21 protein-coding genes are annotated in these 26,634 nt (G+C 60.8%); 7 read left to right on the top strand and 14 right to left on the bottom strand.

Annotated elements, in window-relative coordinates:
• Window positions 1-2: 2 nt before the first annotated feature.
• The 7 genes from H4V98_RS04960 to H4V98_RS04930 form a co-directional block, all read right to left on the bottom strand.
• The gene (locus H4V98_RS04960) at window positions 3-653 is read right to left on the bottom strand and encodes a hypothetical protein (RefSeq protein WP_196864026.1); all 651 of its coding nucleotides are present in this window, start codon (window positions 651-653) and stop codon (window positions 3-5) included.
• Window positions 654-660: 7 nt separating this feature from the next.
• Window positions 661-2,793: a glycine--tRNA ligase subunit beta gene (gene glyS / locus H4V98_RS04955; protein ID WP_280757314.1), complete on the bottom strand. Its 2,133-nt coding sequence runs from the start codon at window positions 2,791-2,793 to the stop codon at window positions 661-663.
• 3 nt (window positions 2,794-2,796) lie between these two features.
• Window positions 2,797-3,735, bottom strand: a complete 939-nt coding sequence (gene glyQ, locus H4V98_RS04950) for a glycine--tRNA ligase subunit alpha (protein WP_196864028.1) — start codon at window positions 3,733-3,735, stop codon at window positions 2,797-2,799.
• Between the two features lie 94 nt (window positions 3,736-3,829).
• Complete coding sequence (gene lnt, locus H4V98_RS04945; RefSeq protein ID WP_231374789.1) at window positions 3,830-5,371, bottom strand: apolipoprotein N-acyltransferase; 1,542 nt, start codon at window positions 5,369-5,371, stop codon at window positions 3,830-3,832.
• Window positions 5,372-5,534: 163 nt separating this feature from the next.
• On the bottom strand, window positions 5,535-6,410 hold the full coding sequence (locus H4V98_RS04940) for a transporter associated domain-containing protein (RefSeq protein ID WP_196864030.1): 876 nt from the start codon (window positions 6,408-6,410) through the stop codon (window positions 5,535-5,537).
• A 391-nt stretch (window positions 6,411-6,801) separates the two neighbouring features.
• Complete coding sequence (locus tag H4V98_RS04935; protein ID WP_196864031.1) at window positions 6,802-7,542, bottom strand: GNAT family N-acetyltransferase; 741 nt, start codon at window positions 7,540-7,542, stop codon at window positions 6,802-6,804.
• Between the two features lie 271 nt (window positions 7,543-7,813).
• Window positions 7,814-8,287 carry an Lrp/AsnC family transcriptional regulator gene (locus H4V98_RS04930; RefSeq protein WP_196864032.1) on the bottom strand — a complete coding sequence of 158 codons (474 nt, stop codon included), beginning with the start codon at window positions 8,285-8,287 and terminating at the stop codon, window positions 7,814-7,816.
• A gap of 110 nt (window positions 8,288-8,397) precedes the next feature.
• Here H4V98_RS04930 and hppD point away from each other — a divergent pair, with 110 nt between their 5' ends.
• On the top strand, window positions 8,398-9,522 hold the full coding sequence (gene hppD, locus H4V98_RS04925; protein WP_196864033.1) for a 4-hydroxyphenylpyruvate dioxygenase: 1,125 nt from the start codon (window positions 8,398-8,400) through the stop codon (window positions 9,520-9,522).
• Between the two features lie 146 nt (window positions 9,523-9,668).
• Window positions 9,669-10,502 carry a phenylalanine 4-monooxygenase gene (gene phhA, locus H4V98_RS04920; RefSeq protein ID WP_196864034.1) on the top strand — a complete coding sequence of 278 codons (834 nt, stop codon included), beginning with the start codon at window positions 9,669-9,671 and terminating at the stop codon, window positions 10,500-10,502.
• A gap of 151 nt (window positions 10,503-10,653) precedes the next feature.
• Here phhA and H4V98_RS04915 read toward each other — a convergent pair whose 3' ends face one another.
• The 3 genes from H4V98_RS04915 to H4V98_RS04905 all read right to left on the bottom strand — a co-directional run bounded on the left by H4V98_RS04915 (window position 10,654) and on the right by H4V98_RS04905 (window position 16,356).
• Window positions 10,654-14,034 (bottom strand): response regulator, encoded by a 3,381-nt coding sequence (locus H4V98_RS04915; protein ID WP_196864035.1) that lies wholly within the window; start codon window positions 14,032-14,034, stop codon window positions 10,654-10,656.
• Window positions 14,031-15,143, bottom strand: coding sequence for a response regulator (locus H4V98_RS04910; protein WP_196864036.1), 1,113 nt, complete (start codon window positions 15,141-15,143; stop codon window positions 14,031-14,033). The genes H4V98_RS04915 and H4V98_RS04910 overlap by 4 nt, the downstream gene beginning before the upstream one ends.
• A gap of 304 nt (window positions 15,144-15,447) precedes the next feature.
• Complete coding sequence (locus H4V98_RS04905; RefSeq protein WP_196864037.1) at window positions 15,448-16,356, bottom strand: alpha/beta fold hydrolase; 909 nt, start codon at window positions 16,354-16,356, stop codon at window positions 15,448-15,450.
• Between the two features lie 445 nt (window positions 16,357-16,801).
• On the opposite strand from H4V98_RS04905, the gene H4V98_RS04900 reads away from it, so the two are divergent.
• The 4 genes from H4V98_RS04900 (at window position 16,802) to H4V98_RS04885 (ending at window position 19,912) form a co-directional block, all read left to right on the top strand.
• The gene (locus H4V98_RS04900; protein WP_196864038.1) at window positions 16,802-17,005 is read left to right on the top strand and encodes a hypothetical protein; all 204 of its coding nucleotides are present in this window, start codon (window positions 16,802-16,804) and stop codon (window positions 17,003-17,005) included.
• A 58-nt stretch (window positions 17,006-17,063) separates the two neighbouring features.
• Window positions 17,064-18,749, top strand: coding sequence for an AMP-binding protein (locus tag H4V98_RS04895; RefSeq protein WP_196864039.1), 1,686 nt, complete (start codon window positions 17,064-17,066; stop codon window positions 18,747-18,749).
• A gap of 24 nt (window positions 18,750-18,773) precedes the next feature.
• On the top strand, window positions 18,774-19,694 hold the full coding sequence (locus H4V98_RS04890; protein WP_196864040.1) for an MBL fold metallo-hydrolase: 921 nt from the start codon (window positions 18,774-18,776) through the stop codon (window positions 19,692-19,694).
• A 95-nt stretch (window positions 19,695-19,789) separates the two neighbouring features.
• A complete protein-coding gene (locus H4V98_RS04885; protein WP_255532186.1) occupies window positions 19,790-19,912 on the top strand; it encodes a hypothetical protein in 123 nt (40 codons plus the stop codon).
• Window positions 19,913-20,215: 303 nt separating this feature from the next.
• Here H4V98_RS04885 and H4V98_RS04880 read toward each other — a convergent pair whose 3' ends face one another.
• Complete coding sequence (locus tag H4V98_RS04880) at window positions 20,216-21,532, bottom strand: HipA domain-containing protein (RefSeq protein ID WP_196864041.1); 1,317 nt, start codon at window positions 21,530-21,532, stop codon at window positions 20,216-20,218.
• Window position 21,533: 1 nt separating this feature from the next.
• Window positions 21,534-21,902, bottom strand: coding sequence for an XRE family transcriptional regulator (locus H4V98_RS04875; RefSeq protein WP_196864047.1), 369 nt, complete (start codon window positions 21,900-21,902; stop codon window positions 21,534-21,536).
• 571 nt (window positions 21,903-22,473) lie between these two features.
• Between H4V98_RS04875 and H4V98_RS04870 the strand changes: the two genes are divergently transcribed.
• The gene (locus H4V98_RS04870; RefSeq protein ID WP_280757313.1) at window positions 22,474-23,265 is read left to right on the top strand and encodes an HNH endonuclease signature motif containing protein; all 792 of its coding nucleotides are present in this window, start codon (window positions 22,474-22,476) and stop codon (window positions 23,263-23,265) included.
• Window positions 23,266-24,016: 751 nt separating this feature from the next.
• Here the strand turns inward: H4V98_RS04870 and istB are convergent.
• Entirely contained in the window at window positions 24,017-24,820 is an 804-nt protein-coding gene (istB, locus tag H4V98_RS04865) for an IS21-like element helper ATPase IstB (RefSeq protein WP_196865127.1), read from the bottom strand.
• Complete coding sequence (gene istA, locus H4V98_RS04860) at window positions 24,813-26,333, bottom strand: IS21 family transposase (RefSeq protein WP_280757312.1); 1,521 nt, start codon at window positions 26,331-26,333, stop codon at window positions 24,813-24,815. Before istA ends, istB begins: the two co-directional genes overlap by 8 nt.
• Window positions 26,334-26,634 lie beyond the last annotated feature (301 nt).

Raw genomic sequence — 26,634 nt, 5'->3', positions numbered from 1 at the left:
CATCAAGGGGAAACGGACGGCGCAGCTTGCCAGCCGGTGACAAACAGACCGTTGAAGCGGCCGGGGGCGAGTTGCAGCGCCAGCGTGTCGCCTGGCTTGAGCGAAGCAGCACCGGCATCGTCCAGCAGCAGGCGGTTCGGAATGTCCAGGCCGTCAATCTGCAGCACCATTTCGGTGCCGCCCAGGCTGCGCAGGCTGGCCGGCTTGAGATAGGCGCTCACCACCCGGGCCCGTGTCGATGCCTGCGGTGCGGCCGCTGCGGCTGTCATGCCCTGCAGCAACAAGCCCTGCCGGTTCAAATGGCGCTGCAGCAGCGCGCCGGTGCCGAGAAGCCAGAGCAGCAGCCAGGCTGCGCCAATCACCGGCATGACACGCCGCCAGCCCAGCCGGTAGATCACCAGCCCCGCCCCGACCAGCAAGGCCAGTGCCAGCGCCACGGGCCAGAGCAGGTCCAGCGCTCCGGCCGTGGTCGACACCGGCGCCAGTGGCAGCGCCGGCACGGTGTTCTGGCGGTCGTCCACCAGTTGCAGCAGCCAGCGCACCGCAACCATGAACGCGGGCGGACAAAAGATCAGCCAGGCGGTGCGCTGCGAAGTCCAGCCTTGTACAGCGGGAGCCGGTGCGTTGCGGTTCAGGGGCTCGGTCGAAGGCATGGACGCTTCAGGCTACCAGGCGCGACAGGTCGGCCACCCGGTTCATGGCGTCGTGCAGGCTTTTCAGCAGGCCCTGGCGGTTCAGCCGCAGGTCCAGTTCTTCGGCATTGACCATCACGCCGTCGAAGAACGCATCGACGGGCGCGCGCAATGCCGCCAGCGTTTGCAGCGACGCGGCGTAGTCGCCGGCATCGAACTGCGCGTTGGCAGCAGGAACGATGTCCTTCATGGCCGCGTACAGGGCGATTTCAGCAGGCTCTTTCAGCAGCAGTTCACTGACATGGGCGTCCACTTCCAGGGCTTTTTTCAGGATGTTGCCGATGCGCTTGTTGGCGGCGGCCAGCGCGGGGGCTTCTGGTAATGCCGAAAAAACGCGCACGGCGGACAGGCGCCGGGCCACGTCGCCCAGGCGCTGCGGTTTTTGGGAGACGACTGCATCGACTTCCTGGGCGCTGTAGCCCTGCTCGCGCAGGGAGCCGGCGAGGCGGTCGTAGATGAAATCGGTCAATGCCGGCGTTGCGTCGGTGATTTTTTCACCAAACACCGGAGCCGCACCGGCCACCAGTGCCTTCAAATCCAGCGGCAGGTCTTTCTCCACCAGCATCCGGATCACGCCCAGCGCATGGCGGCGCAGCGCAAACGGGTCCTTGTCGCCGGTTGGCAGGTTGCCGATGCCGAACATGCCCACCAGCGTTTCGAGCTTGTCGGCCAGCGCCACGACCACACCGGTCAGGTTGCGCGGCAGTTCATCGCCGGCAAAACGCGGCTTGTAATGGTCTTCGATCGCGTCGGCCACGTCCAGACTCAGGCCATCGTTGAGCGCGTAATAGCGGCCCATGGTGCCCTGCAGTTCCGGGAATTCGCCCACCATGTCGGTGACCAGGTCGCTCTTGGCCAGCTGCGCGGCCTGATCGGCTTGCGCAGCCAGCGCATCACCGCCAAGTTGATGGCCGATGGCCCGGGCAATGGCCCGCACGCGCTCGGCGCGCTCGCCTTGTGAGCCCAACTTGTTGTGATACACCACCTTGTCCAGCCCGGCCACGCGCGACGCCAGCGTCTTTTTCCGGTCCTGGTCAAAGAAAAACTTGGCATCGGCCAGGCGCGGACGCACCACGCGCTCGTTGCCGCCAATCACCGCACTGGCGTCTTCCGGGCTGATGTTGCTGACGACCAGAAAACGGTTTGTCAGCTTGCCGCCAGCGTCCAGCAGGGGAAAGTACTTCTGGTTGGCCTTCATCGTCAGGATCAGGCATTCCTGCGGCACGCCCAAAAACTCTTGTTCAAATTCGCAGACCAGCACATTGGGCCGCTCGACCAGCGCTGTCACCTCGTCGAGCAGCGCATCGTCCTCGATCGGCTGGACGCCGCCACCCAGTTCTGCAGCCACGTCGGCCAACTGGCGGGCGATCTCGGCCTTGCGCTGGGCAAAGCTGGCAATCACCGCGCCGTCGATTTCCATCGTCACCGCATAGCTGTCGGCGTCACTCAGCACCACCGGGTCAACGGCGGCTTCAAAGCGGTGGCCGTGGGTGAAGTTGCCCGCCTTGAGCCCCAGCACCCTGACCGGCACCACGATGCTGCCGTGCAGCGCAACCAGCCCGTGCGCCGGGCGCACGAAGTTCACGCTACTCCAGCCGGGCAGTTCGCAGTCGGTTTCCAGCTGATAGCTCATGACCTTGGGAATCGGCAGCTTGGCCATCGCTTCTTCCAGCGCTTTTTGCAGGCCGGTGTCGAGCGTGGCGCCGGTCACCAGGCTGTCGTAGAACAATGCTTCGGCCTTGCCGTCGGGCGCGCGTTTAAGTGCAGCCACGGCGGCGACCGGGTCGGACACATCAGCCCCCAGCGCCTGCAGTTTTTTCAGCAGCGCAGGCATTGCTTCGCCTGCAGCGTTCAGCCCGACGGACACCGGCATGAGCTTTTGCTGGACTGCCTTGTCGTCGGCCTTGCGCCAGACCTGGGTGATGTGCGCGGCCAGCCGGCGTGGGGAGGCGTAAGCCGTGACGACCGATTCGGCAGTGGCCAGGCCCAATGCCCGGAGTTGCTCGGCCAGCACGCCGGCAAATGCGTCACCCAGCTTTTTCAACGCCTTGGGCGGCAACTCTTCGACAAACAATTCGACCAGAAGGTTTTGGGAGGTCATGGTTCAGGCGCCCTTCTTCTTGGTGGTGGCCGGGGTCGCAGTGCTTGTTTTTGTCATCTGCTCGACCCATTCGCGCGGCGCCATCGGGAAACCCAGGCGCTCGCGGCTTTCGTAATAGCTTTGCGCCACCTGACGCGACACATTGCGGATGCGGCCCATGTAGGCGGCGCGCTCGGTCACGCTGATGGCGCCGCGCGCGTCCAGCAGGTTGAAGCTGTGCGCGGCTTTCAGCACCTGCTCGTAGGCCGGCAGGGCGAGCTGCTGCTCGATCAGGTGTTTGGCCTGCTTTTCATGCGCGGTGAAGGCGGTGAAAAGAAAATCGGTGTCGGAATGCTCGAAGTTGTAGGTTGATTGTTCAACTTCGTTTTGCTTGTAGACATCGCCGTAAGTCAGCCCTTCGGTCCAGGTCAGGTTGTAGACGTTGTCCACGCCCTGCAGGTACATCGCCAGGCGCTCCAGGCCGTAGGTGATTTCGCCGGTGGCGGGCTTGCAGTCGATGCCGCCGACCTGCTGGAAATAGGTGAACTGCGTGACTTCCATGCCGTTGAGCCAGACTTCCCAGCCCAGGCCCCAGGCGCCCAGCGTCGGGTTTTCCCAGTCGTCCTCGACAAAGCGGATGTCGTTTTGCTTCAGGTCAAAACCCAGCGCCTCCAGGCTGCCCAGGTAGAGCTCCAGAATATTCGATGGCGCGGGCTTGAGCACCACCTGGTACTGGTAGTAGTGCTGCAGGCGGTTCGGGTTTTCGCCATAGCGGCCGTCTTTCGGGCGGCGGCTGGGCTGCACATAGGCCGCTTTCCAGGGCTCGGGGCCAAGCGCTCTTAAAAACGTCGCGGTATGCGACGTCCCGGCACCGACTTCCATGTCATAGGGTTGCAAAAGTGCGCAACCCTGGTCAGCCCAGTAAGACTGCAGCTTCAGGATGATTTGCTGGAAAGTGAGCATAGGAATTGTTGTTTTCAATGGCAGGTGCCGCGTCAAGGCACCGAAAAATCATGGAGTTGGGAATGCCGGGGATGGCATTGCACAAAAGTGCATTTTACGCGGCCACAATTCTGCCCCGGCGCCTGAAAAACAGCGCCAGCCCGAGCGCCGCCAGGCCAAGGCCCCAGAGCGGCCAAAGCCCGAAACGCCCAGCCCACCAGGCATACGGCGTGATGCCGCTCCGGCCCTTTACGTCGCCGCTCAGCGTGCCCCGGGTGTGGCGCGGCAGCGCATGCGTGACTTCGCCAAGGCGGTTGATGATGACAGTGGCGCCGGTGTTGGTGGCGCGGATCATCGGCCGGCCAAACTCCAGCGCGCGCATGCGGGAAATCTGCAAATGCTGGTCAATTGCCACGGTGTTGCCGAACCAGGCAATGTTGCCGACATTGACAAACACCGTCGGCGCTTGCCCCGCATCGACAAAGCGCGCGGCCAGTTCCTCGCCAAACAGATCTTCGTAGCAAATATTGGGCGCCAAACGCTGGCCCTGCCAGGCGAACGACGGCTGGCCGACGGCGCCGCGGTTGAAGTCGCCCAGCGGAATGTGCATCAGCTGGATAAACCAGTGAAAACCGGTCGGAATGACCTCGCCAAAAGGCACCAGGTGGTGCTTGTCGTAGCGGTAAAGTGCGGGCGGCTCCAGCGGGACCGGCTGGCCAGCAGGCGCGGGCTTGAATCCCAGTACCGAATTGGAGTAGCCGGTATTGAAGTCGCCCAGCGGCAGGCCGATCAGCGCGGCCTGGTCGCCGCTGGCAAAGCGCGCCTGCAGTGCCTGCCAGTAGCCATCGGGTAATTGCTGCGGCAGCATCGGCAGCGCCGTTTCGGGGGCAACGACCAGTGCGCCTTTGGCGCCCTGCAGTTGCTCGCCATACCAGCGCAGCGCGGTGGCCACACCGGTACCGCTGACGAATTTTTCGTCCTGAGGAATATTTCCCTGCAGCAGCGTGACCGACATCGGTTGCGCCAGCGCCAGGTCAGGCTCGACATCGCCGACATTGAACACCGGCAGCCAGGCGATGGCGGCGCTGACCACCACGCCGGCCAGCGCCGAGCGCCAGCGCGTCCGGGGCGCCAGCAGGCAAAACGCCAGCCAGGCGGCAACCGACGCGGCGATGAAGGTCAGGCCATGCACGCCGACCCACGCGGCCAGCGGCCTGGCCCAGCCGTCCACATGCGCATAACCGCCCTCACCCCACGGAAAGCCGGTAAAGAACTTGACCCGGGCAAGTTCGGCCAGCAGCCACATCGCCGCAAAAAACAGAGCACGCCATGCAGTCTGGATGGGCGCAAAAGCCACAAACAGTGCAGAAGCGGCAGCGTAGTAGAGCCCTAGCAGGGCAAACAGCAGCACAATTGCCAGCACGGTCAGCGGCGCGGCCAGTCCGCCGTACACATGCAGGGAAATAAACAGCCACCAGGAGGTGGCGCACTGCATGGCCACGGCAAACAGGCCGCCCAGCCAGGCGCCGCGCCGCCAGTTTTCGGTGCCATCGAGTTGCCCGGCCAGCAGCGCCAGCGCCAGCAGTTGCAGCCATCCCGCAGGCTGGCCCGGGACCAGGCCGAGCACCGACGCACCCAAGGGAAAAGGCCAGGCCATGCTGACGGCATGCAAACCACCGGCCACCAGGACGATGGCAACTTGAAGCCATGACAGCCGGTTGACAGCCGGCGGGGCGATGCGCCGGATGCCTTGGGCGCCGAAGCGTTGCGCCGCTAAAGGGCTCATGCGCCCCACACGGACAGACAGCCCATCGACCGGCTCACGGCGCGTCGCTTGCCGGGACCGCCGCAACGGCCGCTGGCGACACCTTGAACCAGCGCACCGCGCCGCCCTTGGTGTGCAGCACCGTGAACTGCAGGCCGGCCAGCGCGTAATGCTCGCCGCGCTTGGGAACGTGGCCCATTTCATGCGCAACCAGACCGCCGATGGTCTCAAAGTCGGTTTCCGGCAGCAGCACCTCGAACGATTCATTGACCCGCTCAACCGCCGTGTCGCCACTCACCCGGTAGGTGTGGTCCGTCAGGGCAAAGATGTCGCCGACGTCTTCTTCGATGTCGAATTCATCCTCGATCTCGCCGACGATCTGCTCCAGCACATCCTCGATGGTGATGAGCCCGGCAACGCGGCCAAACTCGTCGATGACGACGGCCAGGTGGTTGTGGTTGACGCGAAATTCGCGCAGCAACTCGTTCAGTCCCTTGCTTTCAGGCACGAACACAGCTGCTCGCAACAGCGCCCGGATGTTGAGTTCGGGCGCACGCTGCAGTTTCAGCAAATCCTTGGCCATCAGGATGCCGATGATGTTTTCTTTTTCGTCTTCGTAGACCGGAAAACGCGAGTGCGCGGTGTCGATGATCAGGTGCAGCAGTTCGTCGAACGGCGCATCGATGTTCACCAGGTCCATGCGTGGCGCGGCGACCATCACATCGCCTGCCGTCATGTCGGCCATGCGGATCACGCCTTCAAGCATTTCCCGGCTTTGCTGGCCAATGACATCGTTGCCCTGGGCTTCCACCAGTGTTTCGATCAGCTCGTCCCTGGAATCGGGACCTGGGTGGAGCATTTCCGCAAGCTTTTGCAAAAAGCCGCGCTTGTCTTCGGTCTTGAAAGACCGACTGGGAGGAACATCGGACACGTAGGGGCGGTCGGTAGTGGAGAAGCGGTCTAGGATAGCCGAAATTTTTTGACCACCCGGAAGTTTGGGTAACCCAAGTCTGCGATTGAAACGGCTGAACAGCCCGCAACGTGCAACGCCGGACCAAAGACGCAGCACCTTTCACTGGGACAACGAAACCTACCCAATGGGGCGTATAAAAAAATCGACTTCAAACCAGCCGGGTCCGCAGAAGCGGCTTCGCCGGGCCGCAGGCGCAGCGCTCCCGCAGGGGAAGCCACGAACCACACGCAGCGGGAAGCGCAGGAACCCCATTCACCAGCAGGGGCCGCGGAACCGGCTTCGCCGGACCGCAGGCGCAGCGGCCCCCTCGGGGGGCAGGAAGCCACACGCAGTGGGCGACCGTGGGGGCTTAATACACCCTCATGCGGTCCCGGCTGTCACGCACGCCGCGACGGACTTCCTGCAGCAGCGCCAGGAAATCCCAGAACTTCTTGGCCTGAACCTTGAGCCGGTAATCGGTCTGCGCAATCTGCTCGTCGAGCATTTCACTCACGCGCGAGTCCAGATCTGCCGGCTGAACCTTGAGGTAAGCCTCGGTTTCCGAACCGTCGCGCTCGACGGTGGCGCCGGCCTTGCGGGCTATGTTGAGCATGGCGGTGTTTTCGCTCAGCGCATGGATGAACATCATCTTCACGCCTTCATTGCGCGAATGCATCGCTGCCCGGTCGAACAGGCGCGCACCATAACCCCGGCCGCGTGCATGGGCCAGCACGGAAACGCCGAATTCTGCGCAGCTTTGGAGTTCGGGATCAGTGGAAAAAGCCAGGTGCGCCATGGCGATCAGTTCAAGGTTGCGGTTGTAGATCCCGAAAATCTCGTCTCGCTCGAAATTGAGCCCGGCAACATAGCGCCGGATCTGCTCGTCGTTGGCGGAATAACCAAAACGCAGGTAACGATCCTGAGGCTCAAGCGCCAGCAGATGCGAAGCAATACGGTCAGTGTGGCGCGGACCGATGGAGCGGATCGGCACCACCACCGACGGCGCGGCAGAAGTCACCGGAAGGCGGGGCACAACACCCGGAGCCGGCGAACGAAAAAATGCCCTGCTCGCCATCAAGGATGCTTTTAAAAGTGTGGCGGGATGGACCATGCCTCTAATATAAGGGTTATCCCTATATCTCATGTGCCGGCAGCACAAAGCCCTGCAGCAATAGAGAAGCCTTTAACATCAATCAAATCGCTACTTTGCGCAATTACTGCATCAATTAGTAGCTATAAAAATCATAGCAATTGCATGTCAGCGCAATTCAACGCTAGGTAATACTACGGATACAAAATGTTGCAGTGCAACAACGCCATTTTGCTGGTTGGCGGTCGCCAAAATAGCGCGGCAGATGCGGCTGACAATTTGATGCATCGCATCACAAGGGAACGGCAGTGGTGGACTTCACCCGGTCCAGCACAAAGCTGGTCTTGCAGTCCTGCACGCTGGCGTGCTTGAGCAGCGTGTCCATGATGAAGCGGCTGTAGTGCGCCATGTCCGCCACCAGCACGCGCAACAGATAGTCCATCTCACCGGTCAGCGCGGCGCATTCGACCACCTCGGGCCAGGTTTGCACGCTGGCGCGAAACAGGTCCATCGGGTTGCGCTTGTGGCTTTCCAGGTGCTTTTCAAGCCGCACGGTGATGTAGGCCGTCAGCCCCAGCCCGACCGACTCGGGCTTGACCAGCGCCACGTAGCGGTCGATCACGCGGGTTTCCTCCAGCCGCTTGACGCGCCGCAGCACGGCACTGGGCGACAGGCCGACCTCAGCGGCCAGCTGGTCGTAGGTGGCGCGGCCATCGGCCTGAAGGCTGCGCAAGATCTGCCGGTCAAGCTTGTCAAGTGTCTGCATCCTGCCTATTTTGCAGCTTTCCTGCGTCAAGTAGAAAGCACGCGCCTTGATTTGCATGAATCCATACCGTCAGTGCGCCTAGAGTAGACCCACCAACCACGGAGACAACCATGAACCAGCCTCTTTCCACCCAAGCCGCTCAAGCTGAGGCAACCTGGGACAACCCGATGGGCACCGACGGCTTTGAATTCATCGAATATGCCGCACCCGACCCCAAGGCGATGGGGGCCGTGTTCGAGCGCATGGGCTTCAAGGCGATTGCGCGGCACCGGCACAAGAATGTGCTGCTGTACCGCCAGGGCGGCATCAACTTCATCCTGAATGCCGAGCCCGACTCATTCGCCCAGCGCTTTGCGCGCCAGCATGGCCCCAGCGTCTGCGCCATCGCCTTCCGGGTGCAGGACGCCAAGGCGGCCTACGAGCGGGCGATTGCACTGGGTGCCTGGGGCTATGCCCAGACAGCGGCGCCGGGCGAGCTGAACATTCCGGCGATCAAAGGGGTCGGCGACTCGATCATCTATTTCATCGACCGCTGGCGCGGCAAGAACGGCGCACAGCCCGGGGACATTGGCAACATCGGCTTTTACGACGTTGATTTCGAGCCCCTGCCCGGGGCCGAACTGAACCCGGCCGGCCATGGCCTGACCTACATCGACCACCTGACGCACAACGTGCACCGGGGCCGCATGGCCGAATGGGCGGGTTTTTACGAGCGGCTGTTCAACTTCCGCGAGGTGCGCTACTTCGACATTGAAGGCCATTCCACCGGCGTAAAAAGCAAGGCCATGACCAGCCCCTGCGGCAAGCTCCGCATTCCGATCAACGAGGAAGGCAACGAAAAAGCCGGCCAGATCCAGGAATACCTCGACCTTTACCAGGGCGAAGGCATCCAGCACATCGCGCTGGGGTCAAGCAACCTGCCGGCGACGGTGGATGCGCTGCAGTTCGCCGGCATGAAGCTCCTGAACACCGGTGACACTTACTACGAACTGCTCGATGCGCGCATTCCGGGGCACGGCGAGGACGTGGCATCGCTGCAGGCGCGCAACATTCTGGTGGACGGCAAGCCGGGCGACCTGCTGCTGCAGATTTTCAGTGAGAACCAGCTCGGGCCAATCTTTTTCGAATTCATCCAGCGCAAGGGCAACCAGGGCTTTGGCGAGGGCAACTTCAAGGCGCTGTTCGAAAGCATCGAACTGGACCAGATGCGCCGCGGCGTGCTGGAAAAAGCATGATGACCGGCAACGAACCACGCGCTGCGGGAAGCGCAAGAGCTTTGAACAAGTCCGCCCTGGATCAGCCGGGGCCGCAGGACCGGCTTTGCCGGACTGCAGGCGCAGCGGCCCCCTCGGGGGGCAGCGAACCACGCGAAGCGGGGAGCGTGGGGGCCACATCTTCGCGGGGTGACTACGGCCGCGCCGGCAGCGACTTCACCTGCGCGCAGGACTATGCCGCCTACACCGAAGCGCACCACGACACCTATCGCCGCCTGTATGCGCGGCAGTCGGCGCTGCTGCCGGGGCTGGCCTGCAGCGCCTTCATCGACGCGCTGCCGCACCTGGGTGCCAGCGACGCGATTCCGCGTTTCGAGGACATCAACGCGCGCCTGCTCCCGGCGACCGGCTGGCAGCTGGTCGGCGTGCCCGGGTTGATTCCCGAGGTGCCCTTCTTCAGCCTGCTGGCAGCGCGCAAGTTTCCAGTGACCGACTGGATACGCACACCGGCGGAGTTTGACTACATCGTCGAGCCGGACCTGTTCCACGACCTGTTCGGCCATGTGCCGCTGCTGTTCGAGCAGCGCTATGCCGACCACATCCAGGCCTATGGCGAAGGCGCGCTGAAGGCGCATGCGCTGGAACACGGGCCGGAGCCGGTGCGCGGCGCAGTGGAGATGCTGTCGCGCCTGTACTGGTACACCATCGAGTTCGGGCTGATGCGCGACGCGCAGGCCAACGGCCAGATGCGGGCCTATGGTGCGGGGCTTCTGAGCAGTCCGGGCGAACTGGCGCATTGCGTGCAGTCGCCAGAGCCCCGGCGCACGCCGTTGCAAAACACGGCCGACCTGCTGCGCTGCATGGCGTCAAGCTACAAGATCGACAGCTACCAGCAACAGTATTTCGTGATCGACAGCTTCGACACGCTGCGGGCGCTGACCGAGCCCGACTTCAAGCCGCTTTACCAGGCGCTGAATGCAGGACATTCCCAGGCAGGCTAACGCCCAAGCGCCCTGAAAAGAAAACGGGTTTGTTGCATCAAAAGTGCTGCTGGCGCATATTGCATAAGCCCCGGCAGCTCTTAATTCAGTAGCATTAAATACTGCTCCCGGTTCTTTGCATGCAGTGATTTTCTGTCGGGGGTGTTGCTGTTCAGACAGCCGCCGGAGCGGCGGGCCAGTCTTCCAGTGACTGGCAGCTTCTTTCGGCCAAGACCAACAGCCTTGCCACCTGCAATGCGGCATCGGCAGGCCACAGCCCCTGCAGGCAGGCATGCTCCAAAGCGGCGCAGGCATCGCTCAGGGACTGCGCGCCCACGTTGGAAGCCGCACCTTTGAGCGCATGGGCCGCCTGCGACAGCACGGCACTATCGCAAGCGGCCAGGGCGCGGCGGATGTCGTCGGTGCGCTGGGGCATCTCGGTGATGAAAAGCATCATCACCTCGCGCGTCATGCTGAGGTCTTCATCGTCAAACTCCCGGAACTGCTCCAGCCGACTCCAGTCGATGAGCAGTGGCTCTGGCTCCAGACCCGCAGAAGCATCCTGTGTTACAGGCGCGATGGGTTCTGGCGCAATTTCTTGCCCGGGTTGCCGGGCATAACGCGCCAGCGCCTCGGACAACTCGTCCATACGCAAAGGCTTGGGCAAAAAGCCGATCATGCCGGCCTGCAGGCAGCGCTGGCGGTCCTCTTCCAGCACCGAGGCGGTCAGCGCAATGAGCGGCGGCGCCGACGCGCCGTGCGCAGCAAGAATCAGGCGCGAAGCGACATAGCCGTCCATCACCGGCATGTTGGCATCCATCAGGATTGCGGCGTACTGACGCGGCGGGTCGCCCAGGCCGGTGCGCAGTGACGCATCGACCATCTCTACCGCCTCCCGGCCGTTGACCGCAGTAGCGGCCTCATAACCCAGCTTGGTCAGCATGGCCAGCGCGACCTTGAGGTTGATGGCATTGTCATCAGCCACCAGGATGAACTGGTTCCGGAACACGATCGGCGAAGTCCGTGATATTTTTTCAATAGCGGCTGAAGCAGATGTGACGCGCGCCAGAGCCTCAAACAACTGTGATTGGCGGTAGGGCTTGAGCAGCCGGGCATCGAACACCCGCGCTGTCTCGCCAGTCGGCATGGTGCCCGAGGTCAGCAGCACGATGGGCGTGGCAGGCATGCGTTCGCGCAGCAGGCGGGCAAAGTCCAAGCCGTCCATCTCGGGCATGTGCATGTCGCTGATCACCACATCGACCACTTGTCCGGCCAGCCAGTCCAGCGCTTCGGCAGCGCGCTCAAACAGCACGGGCGTCATGCCCCAGCGCCTGAGCTGCTTGTCCAGAATGCGCAGGTTGAGCGGTGTGTCGTCCACCACCACCACCTGCTTACCGGCCAGGCTGACCAGGTGCAGGTCAGACAGCATGGCAACTTCGGGCGCCTCTGCATGCCCCAGCCGGGCGGTAAACCAGAAGGTCGAACCTTCTCCGGGCGCCGACTCCATGCCAATCTGGCCACCCATCAGCTTGACCAGACGCTTGCAGATCGCCAGTCCGAGTCCAGTACCACCGTATTTGCGGGTGGTGCTGGCATCGACCTGGACAAAGGACTGGAACAGGCCGGTCTGGCGATCCGGCTCAATGCCGATGCCGCTGTCCTTGATGCGGAATTCAATCAGCCCACGCTGGTCCGAACCAAAGTCCTGCAGCATGCGGGCCGAGACCACAACCTGTCCGTTGTCGGTGAACTTGACCGCATTGTTCACCAGGTTGAGCAGTACCTGGCGCAGGCGCGTCACGTCGCCGCGCGCCCAGCCGGGCAAGTCGTCGCCCAGGTCCACCAGCAGTTCCAGTCCTTTTTCACGGGCGCGGGGCGCGCCGATGTCGCAGGCTTCCTCTATCGTGGCCAGCAGGTTGAGCGCCTCGTCCTCAAGCTCAAGCTTGCCCGATTCGATCTTGGAAAAATCCAGCACATCGTTGATCACGCCGAGCAGCTGGTCGCTGGAAATGCGCATGGTGTGCACATAGTCACGCTGCTCGGCGTCCAGCGGTGTGTCGGCCAGCAGCGTGGTCATGCCGACCACGCCGTTGAGCGGTGTGCGGATTTCATGGCTCATGGCGGCCAGAAACGCTGCCTTGGCACGGGCGGCGCCCAGCGCCTCGTCACGCGATGCGTTCAGTTCGGCAGTGCGGCTTGTCACCCGCTCTTCCAGCGTCTCGTTGGCCTCGTGCAGGGCCACGGTCTGCGCCTCGATTTCTGACCGGTTGCGCTTGAGTTCTTGCGCGCTGTCATGCAGGGACCGGGACAGCCGGCGCACTTCGTCAATGCGGCTGGCCGGGTACGTGGGCAGCACCTCGTGCTGCGCCAACAGCGCCGCGGCCTCTCCCAGGCGCCTGAAATGCAGGCTCAGCCGCCAGGCCAGCGCAATCGCCAACAGCGCGCCCAGCGCCAGAATCAGCGCGGTCACGGCCAGCGTTTCCTTCAGGGCCGCTCGTGTCGCGGCGGTGAAGTCGCTTTCGGGCGCAGCCACCACCAGACTCCAGCGCACGCCGATGCTTTCACCAAAGGGTTTCAAAGCGACCACCAGGGTATCCCCCTCAATCGGGATGCGGCGCAGGAAAGACACGCGCTGCACACTGGACTCCAGTGTTTTTCCCAGACTGGAAAGAGTTTCGCCGTAAGCCTGCCGGATGATGGCGTTTCGGCTTTGCAGGGGTTTGTAGCGCTGCAAAACACCGGAGTTATTGGAAAAAAGTTTATCGCCGGTCGAACTGGCCACGTAAAAACCTTGTTCGTCGAGCAGGAACACCGTGCCATGGGAGCTGATTCGCATGCCCTGAAGCATCTGGTTCAATCGCTTGAGCGGCAGGTCGACAGCCAAAACGCCCAGGGAACCGCCATCGGCGCCGTAGACGGGCTGCGCCAGCGTCAGGCGCAATTGCGGGTCATTTGCAGAAACCGATATTGGCGTGAACACCCGCTCCTTGTTTTCCATTGCCGCCTGGTACCAAGGCCGGTTGCGCGGCTCAAAAATGCTGGTTTCTGCAGGCAGTTCAACTCGGCGGTCGCCGGGCGACGTGGCCATGAAAAACCGCCGGCCTTCGCCGCCTGTCTGGCGTTCGCTCACGCGCACCAAGGCAGTGGCGTCCTGGGCGGAGGCGTCAATCGCCAGGAAGTCCCCATGCTGGCTTCCCAAATACATCCGGGGCACATCGGGCGTCATGCGCGTCATGGCAAACGCCGCCTGCTCGAACAATTCGGGCGAAGCAATCAATTGGCGCGCACGCAGCACGGCTGACGCATCGGGTTGAGCGGGAACCATGCCATTCAGCACGACATGTGCCTGTGCCAGGTGACCTTCAACATCCGTCTTGATGCGTTCGGTCATGTCCTCGATGATTTTTCCTGACAGCAGTTGCACGCTTTGCACATTGCTGCGGTACAAAAACCAGCCCACGGTAGCGGCCGGAAGCAGCGAAAACAGCAGCAGGCTGGCGATCAGCACCGTTCGCAACGAGAACGTCTTCGGTGGCCTCAGGCTTGATCTCATGCAAGACCCAGGATTTCCAGCGTATCCATGGGCTGACCACGTCCGGGAAGCTGGACCAAGGCGCGCTCACCGGTGCGCACCGCACCGGTGACCAGGCGATACGCCTGCACGCTGGCGGCCACCGACCAGGACAAGCGCGGCTCCCCCTGAAACAGCTTGAGCGTTGCCGACACGGTTTCTCCAACAGGGGTGCTCTGGCCGGTGCGGCTGATCAATCCGTCCAGTTGGGCAAAAGCCACCGGGCCGCTGTGCAGCGCAACACCCAGTGAAAACTTCGGCAGCCCGCGACCCGCCAGGTTTTTCTGCACATGGGCGTCAATACGCCGGGTTGCATTCGTCAGCCCCAACGCGGCGCGGACCGCCCGCAACCCGTGGTTCACCGACTGGGTGTCGGCGGCATCGACAAAAATACACAACATTCCGTCGCCGACAAACTGCATGTAATGCGCGCCAAACAGATACACCGTGTCGCCCACACTGCTGTAGAGCAGCTGGACGATCTCGCCAAGTTCGCTGCTGCTCAGCGCCTGGGTCCACTGGGCGTAATCGCGCATGTCGGCATACAGTACCGTGGCACTCGAGAACTTCTCGCTGCTGGGCCCCGTGTTGCTGTCGGGCCACTGCGCACTGAGTGCCTTGACCATGCGGCTTTCGTACAGAGCGCCAATCTTGTGACGCTGCGCGTTGAGCGCCAGTTGCACCGCCTTGTCAACCACCTGGGTGCGCATGGCGTCGGCCCGGTCGCGCTTGTGCAACTGCGCGCTGACGGCTTCGCGCAGTTCGTGCGGCGCAAAGGGCTTGGTCAGATAATCGTCGGCGCCGGTGGTCATGCCCAGGCGCATATAGCTGCGGTCCTGTAGCGAGGTGAGCAAAATCACCGACGTGGCCGCAAGCAGCGGATCGCTTCGCACCTGGTCAAGTACTTCGAAGCCATCCATCAGCGGCATTTGCACGTCGCTGACGACCAAGTCAGGCTTGTGTTCGCGAACCAGCGCCAGACCCTTGACGCCGTCTTCTGCGGCGAGTACCTGATAGCCTTCTTTTTTCAACACCTGGCTTACCAGCAAGCGTGTGCCTGCATCATCATCAATCACCACGATCGCGGGCATAACATTTCTCGCTAAATTTCAACTGCTGACCGTGCAGAACGGCTACCGGACAAGCCTTGTTCGACCAATGCCCGGCATTGCTTGCACAACACGCGATGCATGCGGCTGTTGATTCATGCTCAACACATATCTTTTTGTTTTTGCAAAAAGGCAGTCCGACGGAATCTCTATTCCGAAGATTTTAATTGTCACAAATAAACAAGTATTTATTTTAAATATTACATATTTAGATTTCGCACTCAGGAAAACGTGAAATTTTTTGTTCCCCGCATAGTTACCCTCACTCATCACCTGCCAGTGAAACTCAGGCAGGTACGGGATCCAGCAAGGCCAGCGTGGCATGCATGATTTCAGGCTCGAAAACCATTTGCACATGCGCCACGCCGCGAACCAGCCGGTTGCAGGCACTTGGCAGCGTGGCGGTACTGGCCGGAAACACGATGTTGTCGCAGTTCGAATACCAGCAGGTGAACAGCGCATGGCGGTCCGCTGGCATTTGATGGTCCAGTCCGGCGTTCCACGCTGACAGCAGGCGCATTTGGCGGCCATTCAGGCCATGGCCAAAACGCGCCAGCCAGGTGCCCCGATGCGGCGTGCCGATCGTCACCACATGGTGCACGCGAGCCTCGGCCTTCATGCGCTTGAGCCAGGCCCGGGCCGCCAAGCCGCCCATGCTGTGGCAGACGATCAGTGGTGGCAGCCCGCTCGCTTGGGTGACACGCAGGACGGCCTCGTCGATCTGTGGCGCATAGTCGTCGATTGAGCCGAACAACGGCTCCAGATTGATGGCGATGAAGGCGTGACCACTGCCTTGCAAGCGTTCAAGCCACGGCGTCCAGAGCCCGCGGTTGCAAAAGAACCCATGCACGAACACCACGCCACGGTGCCCTTTGACCTGAGCAGGCCCCCCCAGCTGGTCAGCAATGGCATTCGGCCTAAAGGGCTGGCGCCAGCAGAAAACTTGGGGCGCAGTGACAGTTTCGCCCCACCAGGCGGTGAAAATTTCGCGCCAGCGCGCTTGCGGCACCGGATCGTTTTTGCTCAGTTGCCTTGAAAGTATCAATTCAATAGCAAGAAGCCCTGAGTAGCCCAGCGCAATCACCATGAAACCTGCCCAAGCCAAGAAGGGTGAGATCCCCCCAAAAAACCACAGCCATCCCCCAGCCGCAGCGATGATCGACAAAGTAATGATCCGTTGCAGCAATGCGAGCATAAGGTCAGACAGAAGCAATGTGCACCGGCCGCTTGGTGTTTCCTGGTGGAAACCGTTGCGCAGCAGTGCCAGTTAGGGCATGGTTGTGAGGAAGCGACATTAGCAGGTCGTGCTGTCCCTTGCCCAAGCCTGACGCGGTAAATGCAAAGACCAGCCTATGCAGCGGCGGTCTCTGCAGCTTGTTCAATATGAAGCCGTCGACAGGCTGGTCCATGCGCTGACAGAAATGCTGGACCACACGATGTCCCAACGCCTGGCGCATGGACAGCCGGGTTAGCGCCAAAAAATAGCGAGCTTGTCCGGTATGTCGGCTGCTGGTGCCAGTCGGGCAACCAGGCCAAGCGCCAGCATCAGCTTGACGTGCTGCTGCTGCATCTCGGACAAAACTTGACAGCCTGCCCCCCGCATCTGGGCTACGCACCCTGTTCAGGATGATGCGCCGCCCGTGGCCACCGCCGCTGGCCGGGACGCGCTTCCACAGTTTCTGGAAACCGGCTTTGACGCCTTTGCGCAAATGGGCCGTTTGGAAAAAGTTCTGCCGCAGGTCAGGCAGCGCGAATCCGAATGGATTCGTTTACTGTTCGATCATGGCGATGTCGCCTGTGCGACTAAATTGAGCCATTTGCTGGCAGCCGACAGCATGCATTAGGACAAGCCCGCGGAAGCTTCCACCGCCAGGCTTTCACAATGGTCCGAAAGGAGTGTTTATGGAACGACATTGGCTCAAGAGTTATCCGGAAGGCGTACCGCACGACATCCAGCCGGAGCAGTTCACTTCTCTGAGCCAGTTGCTGGAAGAGTCATTCAAGGCCCACGCGGACAAGCCATTTTCAGTCTGCATGGACCGCTGGATGTCATACCGTGAACTGGACAATCTGTCGGCAGCCTTGGGCGCCTGGCTGCAGCAGCTTGGCCTGGAGCCAGGCGCCCGGATCGCCATCATGCTGCCCAACGTGCCGCAGTTTGCAGTTGCCATGGCGGCAGTCCTGCGCGCCGGCCATACCTGCGTCAACGTCAATCCACTGTACACGGCACGTGAACTGGAGCATCAGCTCAAGGACTCGGGTGCAACATCGATTGTCATTCTTGAAAACTTCGCGGCCACGCTGGCCCAGGCGATCAAGCGCACGGCGCTCAAGCATGTCGTCATGGCGTCGATGGGCGATCTGCTTGGCGCCGCGTATGGCCAGTGGATCACTTTTGCCGTCAGGCATCTGGCGAAAATGGTTCCTGCATATATGTTTAGCCTGGACAGCGGGCTGACGGTCACGCCGTTCGCGCGTGCAATAGTCGAAGGTCAACGGCTCACGCTTAAACCGGGGCATTGCACGCTGGACTCCATCGCTTTCCTGCAATACACCGGCGGCACGACAGGCCTGTCAAAAGGGGCGGTGCTTACACATCGCAATATCGTGGCGGCCATCCTGCAGGCAGAGGCCTGGTTTACGCCGGCCTTGGGGCGGATCGGCGATGTCAGCCGGATCAACAACATCGCAGCACTGCCGCTGTACCACATCTTCGCGCTGACCCTGTGCCTGTTGACCATCCGCTGGGGGGCGCACCTCACGCTGATTCCCAATCCCCGCGATGTGGGGAAATTCATCGAGGTATTAAAAAAACGTCCCTTTCACATGCTGCCGGCCGTCAATACGCTGTTCAACGCCCTGCTTCAGCATCCGCACTTCAAAACCATCGATTTTTCAAGCCTTTGCATTTCGCAGGCCGGCGGCATGGCGGCGTCTGAAGGAACCGCCCGGCAGTGGTTGCAGGCCACCGGCAGCCCCATGATCGAAGGCTGGGGCATGAGTGAAACCTGCGCCATCGGAACCAACAATCCGGTCAACAGCCAAGTGTTCTCGGGCACCATCGGTTTGCCCCTGCCCGGCATCTGGATTGCCATCAAGGATGACGCGGGGAACAGCCTTGAATCCGGTCAGGATGGCGAGATTTGCATCAAGGGTCCGCAGGTCATGACGGGGTACTACCAACAAGCACAGGAAACAGAAAAAGCCTTCACTGCTGACGGTTTCATGCGCACCGGTGACATCGGCAGCATGGACGAGCACGGATATACCAGGATCATTGATCGCAAGAAGGACATGATCATCGTTTCGGGCTTTAATGTCTTTCCCAACGAACTTGAAAATGTCATTTCCCTGTGCCCTGGCGTTGTCGAATGCGCGGCGATCGGCATTGCCGACGAGAAACAAGGCGAGGCCATCAAGGTCTTTGTGGTTAAAAATGATCCCGCGTTGACAGAAGACGACATCAGCGCGTATTGCAAGCAGCACCTGACGGGCTACAAACGGCCCAAATACATTGAATTTCGCGAAGCCCTCCCCAAGACCAATGTCGGAAAAATCCTCAGGAGGGCATTGCGTGCAAAACCCTGACTCAAACAAAGCGAGAGGCTTGTGATGGATGCACACGTTCTGCCAGAAGGTATGCATGTCTTTGAAAGAGGATGGCTTTCAAGCAACAATATCCTGTTTACCGGCGGCGACAAAACCTTGCTGGTTGACAGCGGCTACTCAACGCACGCGGAACAAACACTGTCATTGGTTGAAACGGTGCTGAGTGACAGCCCGCTTGATGCGTTGGTCAACACCCACCTGCACAGCGACCATTGCGGAGGCAATGCCGCCTTGCAAGCACGATATCAAGCGATTCAAACATGGATTCCACCCGGCCATGCCCGGCAGGTTGCCCAATGGGATGCCGTAGCGCTTACTTATGTACCGACCGGCCAGTTGTGTCCAAGGTTTAATTTCAACCAGACGCTTCAGCCCGGGACCGACATCCGATTCGGGACGACTGACTGGCAAATTCACGCAGCCCCCGGGCATGATCCGCATTCGGTTGTTTTTTTTGAACCTTCCACCCAAGTCTTGATTTCAGCGGACGCCTTATGGGAAAACGGCTTCGGCGTGGTGTTTCCGGAGCTTGAAGGCGAGGACGCCTTTTCTGAAGTTGCTGCTACGCTGGCCCTGATCGGCCGGCTCAATCCAAAGATCATCATTCCAGGGCATGGAAGGATTTTCAATTACACGCCAGAGACACTGTCCAAAGCGTATCAGCGCCTGGATGCGTTCACCACCAGTCCAACACGACATGCAAGGCATGCGGTGAAGGTATTGCTTAAGTTCAAGCTGCTTGAGGTCCAGCGCCAGTCAACCCATCAATTTACACAATGGGCCATGGAAACCCCCTATTTTCAACAGATCCGGCAGCATTTCTTTGCAGATATACCGATGCGTCAATGGATAGAGCAGTTATGCAACGAACTGGTCTCCACCGGCGTAGCGGGCCACCAAGGCGAATACCTCGTCAATTTATAAGACCAAATGGTTGACGACAATTACCTTGGTCGGCGGTCAAGATTGTTGACATCGACGACGCCCGCCTGAACCTGTCGGCCCGCACCATCGAAAACATGGTCAAAGCACGCGAATTCCCCCCTGGCGTGCGTGTCGGCAAGTATGTGTACTGCACCGAAGCCGTGGTCGCGACCTGGCACACGCGGGTTTTCAGCGCTCAACTGGGCTGGCGCCCCTGAACAGCAGGATTGCCTGAATATCCCGCAGGACGACACCGGCGAAGCAACCCCTGCGCCTGAAAAAAAAGACCTGCCGTGCAGGCTAGCCGTTCTGGCTAGGAGCTGCTTTTCCCTGCAAAGACCGCTCCAGCGCCACTGGTGCGGTTCTTTCATGTCTGAAGATGATTTTTTCTTCAGGCATGAATCAGCCCGGCTGAAATGCCGTCTCCTTTATGCAGCGGGCAATAGAACGTGAGCCGGGCGTCGAACGACTCCGGTTGGCATCACTCGCGTGGTCGCAGACTGGTCTGTCCTGTGAGGTCGTCAGGCGCGCCGAAAGGGGCTTGCTTTCTTTTTCCTCGCCGGCGCGGACTGAAACCGGGTTTGGTCAAAGTCAATGCGCTGGGTCAAGAGTTCTGCGCCGTCGATGCGCTCGGCCAGACTCTCAATGTCATGCTCCGACACCCCAGCGTGCACGAAGTGCTGCTGCCAGGTGTTCACGACATGAATGACGGCGGCGACTTCTTTCGCAGCCTGCGCGGGCAGCAGCCCGAATGCAGCGCACTGCGACATCGCGTTTTCGAGCGTCGAGTCTCGGCCGTAGTCGCCGCAGATGAACTCCTGGAACCCCTGCCCCGAATTCGTCGGCAGGACGTCGTACGCCGGCGCCAGCTTAAAGCGGCCATTATCTAACGTGTTTACAACCAGTAGGGCGTGGTTCTTCTCGTGGTCATCCGTGTTGTCGACCAGGATGTTGAAGACCATGCGACGAAAGAGCTCGCGCGCGTCCTCAAGGTTGATGTCATCCTGGGTAATGCCTACCCGGCGGAGAATTTGCGCCAGTGCGGGGTATCCCATCTCGGGCTCGGCACCCGCTGCGGTTGCCGCCCGGATGGCAGTGCCTGCCGAGATGCTGTGAATTCTCTGACCACGCTCGCGGTCGAAGCGGCGAATGGCGACCGCGTGCATCCCGACGAGAGGAATGAGCTGCGTCTCGGCCACCGTGATGCCTGCGCGCGCGGCCAGCGTCATCGTCGCGTGCTCGATGAGCGGTGTGTCGACGGGCTCGTTATTGAAGAACTTGATGACCCATTGCTGGCCATCGATGTCGATGAGCGCCTTGGGCTTTGCGCCACCGAGCGGACTACCGCCACCCGCAATGATTTTGGCTTCCAAGGCAGTAAGGGGCTCGGAGGCTTCAACCTTGGCCGCCACCTCACTGAGTTGTTGCGCATCCTCTAGCCGAGGCAGCGGGCCCAGGGCTAGAGGGCTGTAGTTGCTCGACGAAGTAGAAACACCGAGCGCGCCGAATCGGTCGTCGCCGGCGTAGTACAGGTACTCCATCAGAGAGAGGCGCTTGGGTTTGTCCACGAAGCGAATGACTTTCTCACCCCATCGGTCTGGCCGCGCGTCGTCGACTGCACCGACCGCGCGCTGCGTGTCGGCGGTCAAGCGGCCTGGAGGAAAGAACTCCGTGTCAACGAGCGGGAGGTCCTCACTCAGTGCGAACCCGTTGGCCAGCCACTGCTTCCCGTAATGCAAGGAAACGCCCTTGCCAGCGGGGACGAGCTTTAATGCACCGACGTAGCGCGGCGTTGCCGGGTTACCCAGGTGCCAGAGGTACAAGTCGTCCAATCGCATCTCAGCTTTTCGTCCGGTTTGCGCTTATATGTGCTTCTGCGGAGGCTCGGGCGCGCGCGCGACCCAGTTCAACGGCCTCCCGGACATTCATTTCGATGGCGCCTTGGTCGTGTTCCGGCGCCGCTAGATGGCTCAGTTCGCCGTCGCGCTTGATAAGCCAAAGTGCGGTCGCGACGATGCCGATGCCAACTCCAGGGTCACCGGCTTCAAGCCGCTGCAGCGTGGGCACAGATACGCCCATGCGCTTTGCCCATGTCTTCAATGACTCCTTGCGGCGCAAGCGGGCGACAGCCAAGTCAGCACCAAGCTTTTCGATGGCGGCGGCAGTTGCTGACGGAAGATGCAGGAGCGCGCGCGCGGTTTTTGGCATACACATAGAATGTAGCTAAATAGGCTATAAAGTCAATATCTATATTTACGTAAGACCAAAAGTCGCCCGGATCACCTAACTAATTTCGCGCTCGTTGGTTACGTCCTGCACCCGGGACGTCGAGGCGCCCGTGAGCTGTCGGCCGGCGCTCGCATTGCGTCTGCCGGCGCAGCTGTGGTGTAAGCCGCGAGCAAGGCGGGTGGCGTGACGGCGCGCAGAAAGTGCGGTATTCGCAATAGCGCAAAACCCGCCGGAAGCACCGCGCCGCAAACTACCCAGCCCGGCGGAATGTGCGCGTCGGGCTAACAGCCGCGAAAAGCGTTGTCGACCTCTTGCGGGGTCATGAGCCGGCCGAGCGACAGCCGCTTTTGCTGCTCGGCCTGCGCGAGCAGCAGTACCGAGACCAGTTCGGAAATTTTTAGTGGGCTATAGTTTTCGAAAATTTAACCTTTTATTCATTCGTTAGGTGCTCCTTCTGCCATGTACTTGCTAGACGACAACAACGAAATTATCGAAGCCGAATGCAGTTTCGATCAGTTCGAGGGATCGCCGTGCGTGGTTATCAAGAATAGTGGCGGAGCAAACCCCGCCCGAGGAGTCAAAAGGCGGAACCCGAACTACAACAAGCTTTTGGGTATCCTGTTCCAACAAGCTGGCGAAATCTAACGCTCAAATCACCCGCGTCGTACTGGATTCAAGTAAAGTTTCAAACCTTCCTGTAGGCGAACGAATTGCCAAACTAGCGACCACATACCCAGTCAATCTCAACTCAATTGATATTAAAGAATTTCGGAAAATACTACAGCGTGAAATCGCGCAAATGCACCGTGATCCGAATGTCAAGCAAGGCGGGAATGCTCAGAAGAGAATCCGAATTTGCCTAAACAAGTCAGTCGACCCGGATGAGCTGATTTCTAGAACGGAAGGTCCCGGTATTGAATATGCTGAGGCGGAGTTTGCGCCCGGCGTCACTGGAACGGAACGGAGCTACCTTCGGACGTCTCGTGTCGGCCAAGGACAGTTTCGGCAAGACCTCATCAGAGTGTATGAAGGTAGGTGCCCGATTTCGGGCATCGAACACGACCAGCTATTGATTGCGTCACACATCAAACCCTGGAAGGTTTGCACAAATGCAGAACGTCTGGATTCAAGCAACGGAATCTTACTCTCCGCTTTGGTAGACCGGCTCTTTGACAAGGGTTTAATCACGTTTTCACAAGGTGGCGCTGCGATCGTCTCTCCGTGGTTATCGACCAACGACAAGGCAAAGTGCGGCATAGAAAACTGGCAAGCACTTCAACTTACGGCCAGAAGCAAGCGCTATATGGAGTATCACCGTGCAGTTGAGTTCAAGAGCACTTAACAAATCGCTATGGACAGCGGTTGACCCGCAGCCCGCGTTTGCCGCCGCAAACGCAGTCGTCGCTTCAAACGCCACTGAACTCCGGCGTTAACGACCGCTTCTGATCGACCTGCCAGTCCGCTTTCAGTCTGTAGCGGGCCTGGGCATCGCTCCGATCAATGACCGGATTTGTAGAAACCGGCCGTTGGAATTGGCGTCGACGATTTCATGACCCATTTCGCTGCAACAGTCCATCTGTCAAACCGCATTTTCCAACACGCGCCTAAGTTATTGAAGGCAAAGGCATTGTGCGTGTGCCAAATCTGCGCGGTTCTCCATTATTTTTTGAGAACACAGAACAGAACGGAATCGAAACGGGCCGAAAACAGCCGGACTTGCGGCGTGTCTCGGACTGGGTGGCATACACAAAACCGGCCGGAACCCTACGCGACGCGGGGGAACCCCAGAAACGACAAAGCCAACCGAGAACAGTTGGCTTTGAATTTTGGTGGCCTGGGGCGGAATCGAACCACCGACACAAGGATTTTCAATCTCCTGCTACTTGGTGTCGGCGCCGATTGAATATTGACCCACCCTGCCGATCCAATAGTGACCCAGGGCGGGTCGCTGGTGTTGGAACCAGCAACTGTGGATAAGTGTACTCAGCAGCTGGTTCTTGGCTTTCCTTATCCAGGCTTTTTGAATTCCTAGACTGCACGGGGAAAGGAGCGAAGGGCGTAGCCCGTAGCGGATTTCCCCGTGCGCGCCCGGCTCAGAACGGCTCGTCTGGCCGTGCTGCTTTTGCCTCCTTGCGCACTTGCTCGCGCGCTTTGATCCGCGACTTGGCGGCCAGGGTGCTGTGCTGAAACCGGTACGACTCGTTGCCCGTCTCCACGATGTGGCAGTGGTGGGTGAGCCTGTCGAGCAGCGCTGTTGTCATTTTGGCGTCCCCAAAGACGCTCGACCATTCGGAGAAACTCAAATTGGTGGTGATGACCACGCTGGTGTGCTCGTACAGCTTGGAGAGCAGGTGAAACAGCAAGGCGCCGCCCGCCTGGCTGAACGGCAGGTAGCCCAGCTCATCGAGAACGACCAGGTCCATGCGCATCAAGCTCAGAGCCATGCGTCCGGCCTTGCCGTCACGCTTTTCCTTCTCCAGCACATTGACCAGATCGACCGTGGAGTAAAAGCGCACGCGCTTGCCCTGCGCGGCAATGCCCGCCACGGCGATGGCCGTGGCCAGATGCGTCTTGCCCGTGCCGGGCCCACCGATGAGCACCGCGTTTTGCGCCGTGTCGGTAAACGCCAGCGTGGCCAGTTGCCTGACCAGCGGCTGATCGACCCTGGACGCGCCAAAGTCAAACCCGGCCAGATCGCGGTGCATGGGCAGCTTGGCCGCGTTCATTTGGTGGCTGACCGAGCGCATCGCCCGGTCGGTGTGTTCGGCCTGCAGCAGGTGCTCGATCAGCCAGCGGGAGGTGGCCGTTGACGATTCCCCTTGACTCATCAGGTCCGTCCAGGCGCTGGCCATGCCGTGCAGGCGCAGCTCTTTGAGCTCAGCGGTGACATCACGCATGGTGGACCGCCACCGCGCCGCCTGGCGCCCCAATGACACAGCGCAGGGTGTCGTAGCGGCCGGTGTTGGCCAGCGGCGCATCGACGAGTTGCAGCGTCGTTTGCACCGTCTCGGGCAGCGCGCAGGCATTGAGCCGGGCCAGCACGTTCAGCACGTGCTCGGCGCTCAGGGCGCCGGACTCGACGACCAGCTCGACGGCCACCAGCACCGCTTCCAGCCCGGCCGTCGGCACGGCAGCAAGCACCTGCGCCATGATCCGGTCCCCGCCGGGGTGGCGCAGCAGGCCGAGCTTGAGCTGCTTCAAGGGCGCGGGCATGTCGGCAAAGGGCGCGCCGTTGCGCAGGGCGCCGGGCTTGCGCTGCACCAGCGCGATGTAGTGCTGCCAGTCATACACCGTCTGCCCCCGGTTGACGACCCGCTCATGGCTGGCGACCACGGCATCACCGGCCACCACGCAGATGCGCGTCGGGTACAGCCGGGTGCTCACGCGCTGGCCGGCGAACTCGCACGGCACCGAATACCGGTTGCGCTGCACGCTGACCAGACAGGTGCTCGATACGCTCGCCTGCCTTTCCACGTAGCCGTCAAAGGCCGCCGGCATAGGCATCATCTCGGGAAGTTCTTGCGCCAGCATCTCCTGCACGCTGAACTGCTTGTACTCGGGGTGGCGGATCTCGCTCCACAGGGCCCGGCAGCGCTCGCCCAGCCAGGCGTTGAGCGCCTCGAACGAGCCAAACTGGCACTTCTGCGCATCGAGCCAGATGCGCCTGCGGCTGTCTTGCACGTTTTTTTCCACCACGCCTTTTTCCCAGCCCGAGGCGACGTTGCAGAAATCGGCATCGAACAAGTAGTGCGCGCACATCACGGCAAAGCGCGCATTGACCACCCGGCCCTTGCCTTTTTTGACCTTGTCCACCGCCGTTTTCATGTTGTCATAAATGCCGCGCCGGGCAATGCCGCCCAGCGCCGCGAAGGAGCGTGTGTGGGCATCGAACAGCATTTCATGGCCCTGGCTGGGGTAGGCCACCAGCCAGAAAGCGCGGCTGGCGCACAGCTTGAGGTGCGAGACCTGCAGCCGGTAGTAAATGCCGCCGACGACCAGGCCCTCTTCGCTCCAGTCGAACTGGAAGGCTTCACCAAGTGCAAAACTCAGCGGCACAAAGGCATGGGGAGCCTTGCCGGCACTGCCGCGCCAGGCGCGCGTGAAGTCCGTCACCGCGCTGTAGCCGCCCGCATAGCCGACCGCCTGGATTTGCGCAAACAGCGCCTTGGCCGTGCGCCGGTTTTGTTTGCTGCGGTGGCCATCGGCTTGCAGGGCCTGCTCCAACTCTGAAGTGAAAGCGCTCAGCTTGCCCAACGCCTGGGGCCTGCTGTAGACGGGCACCTGCACCGCTTCTGGCGCCCTGAGCCAGCGGCGCAGCGTGTTGCGCGACAACCCCGTGCGCTTGGCTATTTCATGCAGCGAAAGCTTGTCGCGCAAATGCATCCGTCGAATCTTGCCTAACATTTCCATGGTGATCACCTTTTTCGCTCCTGCCTAAAAATAAGGCAGGGCAAGTAAAACACCTGGGTCAGTTTTGGATCGGCACAACTTCTATAAGTGGGTCAGTTTTCGGTCGGCGTCAACAGTTGATCAGCCCGATGGGCATGTAGTCAACGTCTTGTCCGTTGTCCATCATGTCCATGCGTGCGAGTGCCCTCTATGACCCCTGCCTGACTCCTTTGGGCACCTTGCCGAAATCCACGAACAGCGGCTGACCGGTACTCAAAGAATCTAGATGGACTGCCAATCACGAAACGAGTAATCGCTGACT

This window comes from Polaromonas sp. CG_23.6 (genome assembly GCF_029892315.1).
Classification (GTDB): Bacteria; Pseudomonadota; Gammaproteobacteria; order Burkholderiales; family Burkholderiaceae_C; genus Polaromonas.
The sequence above is the reverse complement of the archived record's forward strand: the minus strand, read 5'-3'. Positions and strand labels throughout refer to the sequence as shown.

What these genes read in the sequence shown, in the direction of transcription:
- H4V98_RS04960 (WP_196864026.1), bottom strand. Translation starts at nt 653, where the DNA reads ATGCCTTCGACCGAGCCCCTGAACCGCAACGCACCGGCTCCCGCTGTA.
- glyS (WP_280757314.1), bottom strand. Translation starts at nt 2,793, where the DNA reads ATGACCTCCCAAAACCTTCTGGTCGAATTGTTTGTCGAAGAGTTGCCG.
- glyQ (WP_196864028.1), bottom strand. Translation starts at nt 3,735, where the DNA reads ATGCTCACTTTCCAGCAAATCATCCTGAAGCTGCAGTCTTACTGGGCT.
- lnt (WP_231374789.1), bottom strand. Translation starts at nt 5,371, where the DNA reads ATGGCCTGGCCTTTTCCCTTGGGTGCGTCGGTGCTCGGCCTGGTCCCG.
- H4V98_RS04935 (WP_196864031.1), bottom strand. Translation starts at nt 7,542, where the DNA reads ATGGTCCATCCCGCCACACTTTTAAAAGCATCCTTGATGGCGAGCAGG.
- H4V98_RS04930 (WP_196864032.1), bottom strand. Translation starts at nt 8,287, where the DNA reads ATGCAGACACTTGACAAGCTTGACCGGCAGATCTTGCGCAGCCTTCAG.
- hppD (WP_196864033.1), top strand. Translation starts at nt 8,398, where the DNA reads ATGAACCAGCCTCTTTCCACCCAAGCCGCTCAAGCTGAGGCAACCTGG.
- H4V98_RS04915 (WP_196864035.1), bottom strand. Translation starts at nt 14,034, where the DNA reads ATGAGATCAAGCCTGAGGCCACCGAAGACGTTCTCGTTGCGAACGGTG.
- H4V98_RS04910 (WP_196864036.1), bottom strand. Translation starts at nt 15,143, where the DNA reads ATGCCCGCGATCGTGGTGATTGATGATGATGCAGGCACACGCTTGCTG.
- H4V98_RS04905 (WP_196864037.1), bottom strand. Translation starts at nt 16,356, where the DNA reads ATGCTCGCATTGCTGCAACGGATCATTACTTTGTCGATCATCGCTGCG.
- H4V98_RS04895 (WP_196864039.1), top strand. Translation starts at nt 17,064, where the DNA reads ATGGAACGACATTGGCTCAAGAGTTATCCGGAAGGCGTACCGCACGAC.
- H4V98_RS04890 (WP_196864040.1), top strand. Translation starts at nt 18,774, where the DNA reads ATGGATGCACACGTTCTGCCAGAAGGTATGCATGTCTTTGAAAGAGGA.
- H4V98_RS04885 (WP_255532186.1), top strand. Translation starts at nt 19,790, where the DNA reads ATGGTCAAAGCACGCGAATTCCCCCCTGGCGTGCGTGTCGGCAAGTAT.
- H4V98_RS04880 (WP_196864041.1), bottom strand. Translation starts at nt 21,532, where the DNA reads ATGCGATTGGACGACTTGTACCTCTGGCACCTGGGTAACCCGGCAACG.
- H4V98_RS04875 (WP_196864047.1), bottom strand. Translation starts at nt 21,902, where the DNA reads ATGCCAAAAACCGCGCGCGCGCTCCTGCATCTTCCGTCAGCAACTGCC.
- istB (WP_196865127.1), bottom strand. Translation starts at nt 24,820, where the DNA reads ATGCGTGATGTCACCGCTGAGCTCAAAGAGCTGCGCCTGCACGGCATG.
- istA (WP_280757312.1), bottom strand. Translation starts at nt 26,333, where the DNA reads ATGGAAATGTTAGGCAAGATTCGACGGATGCATTTGCGCGACAAGCTT.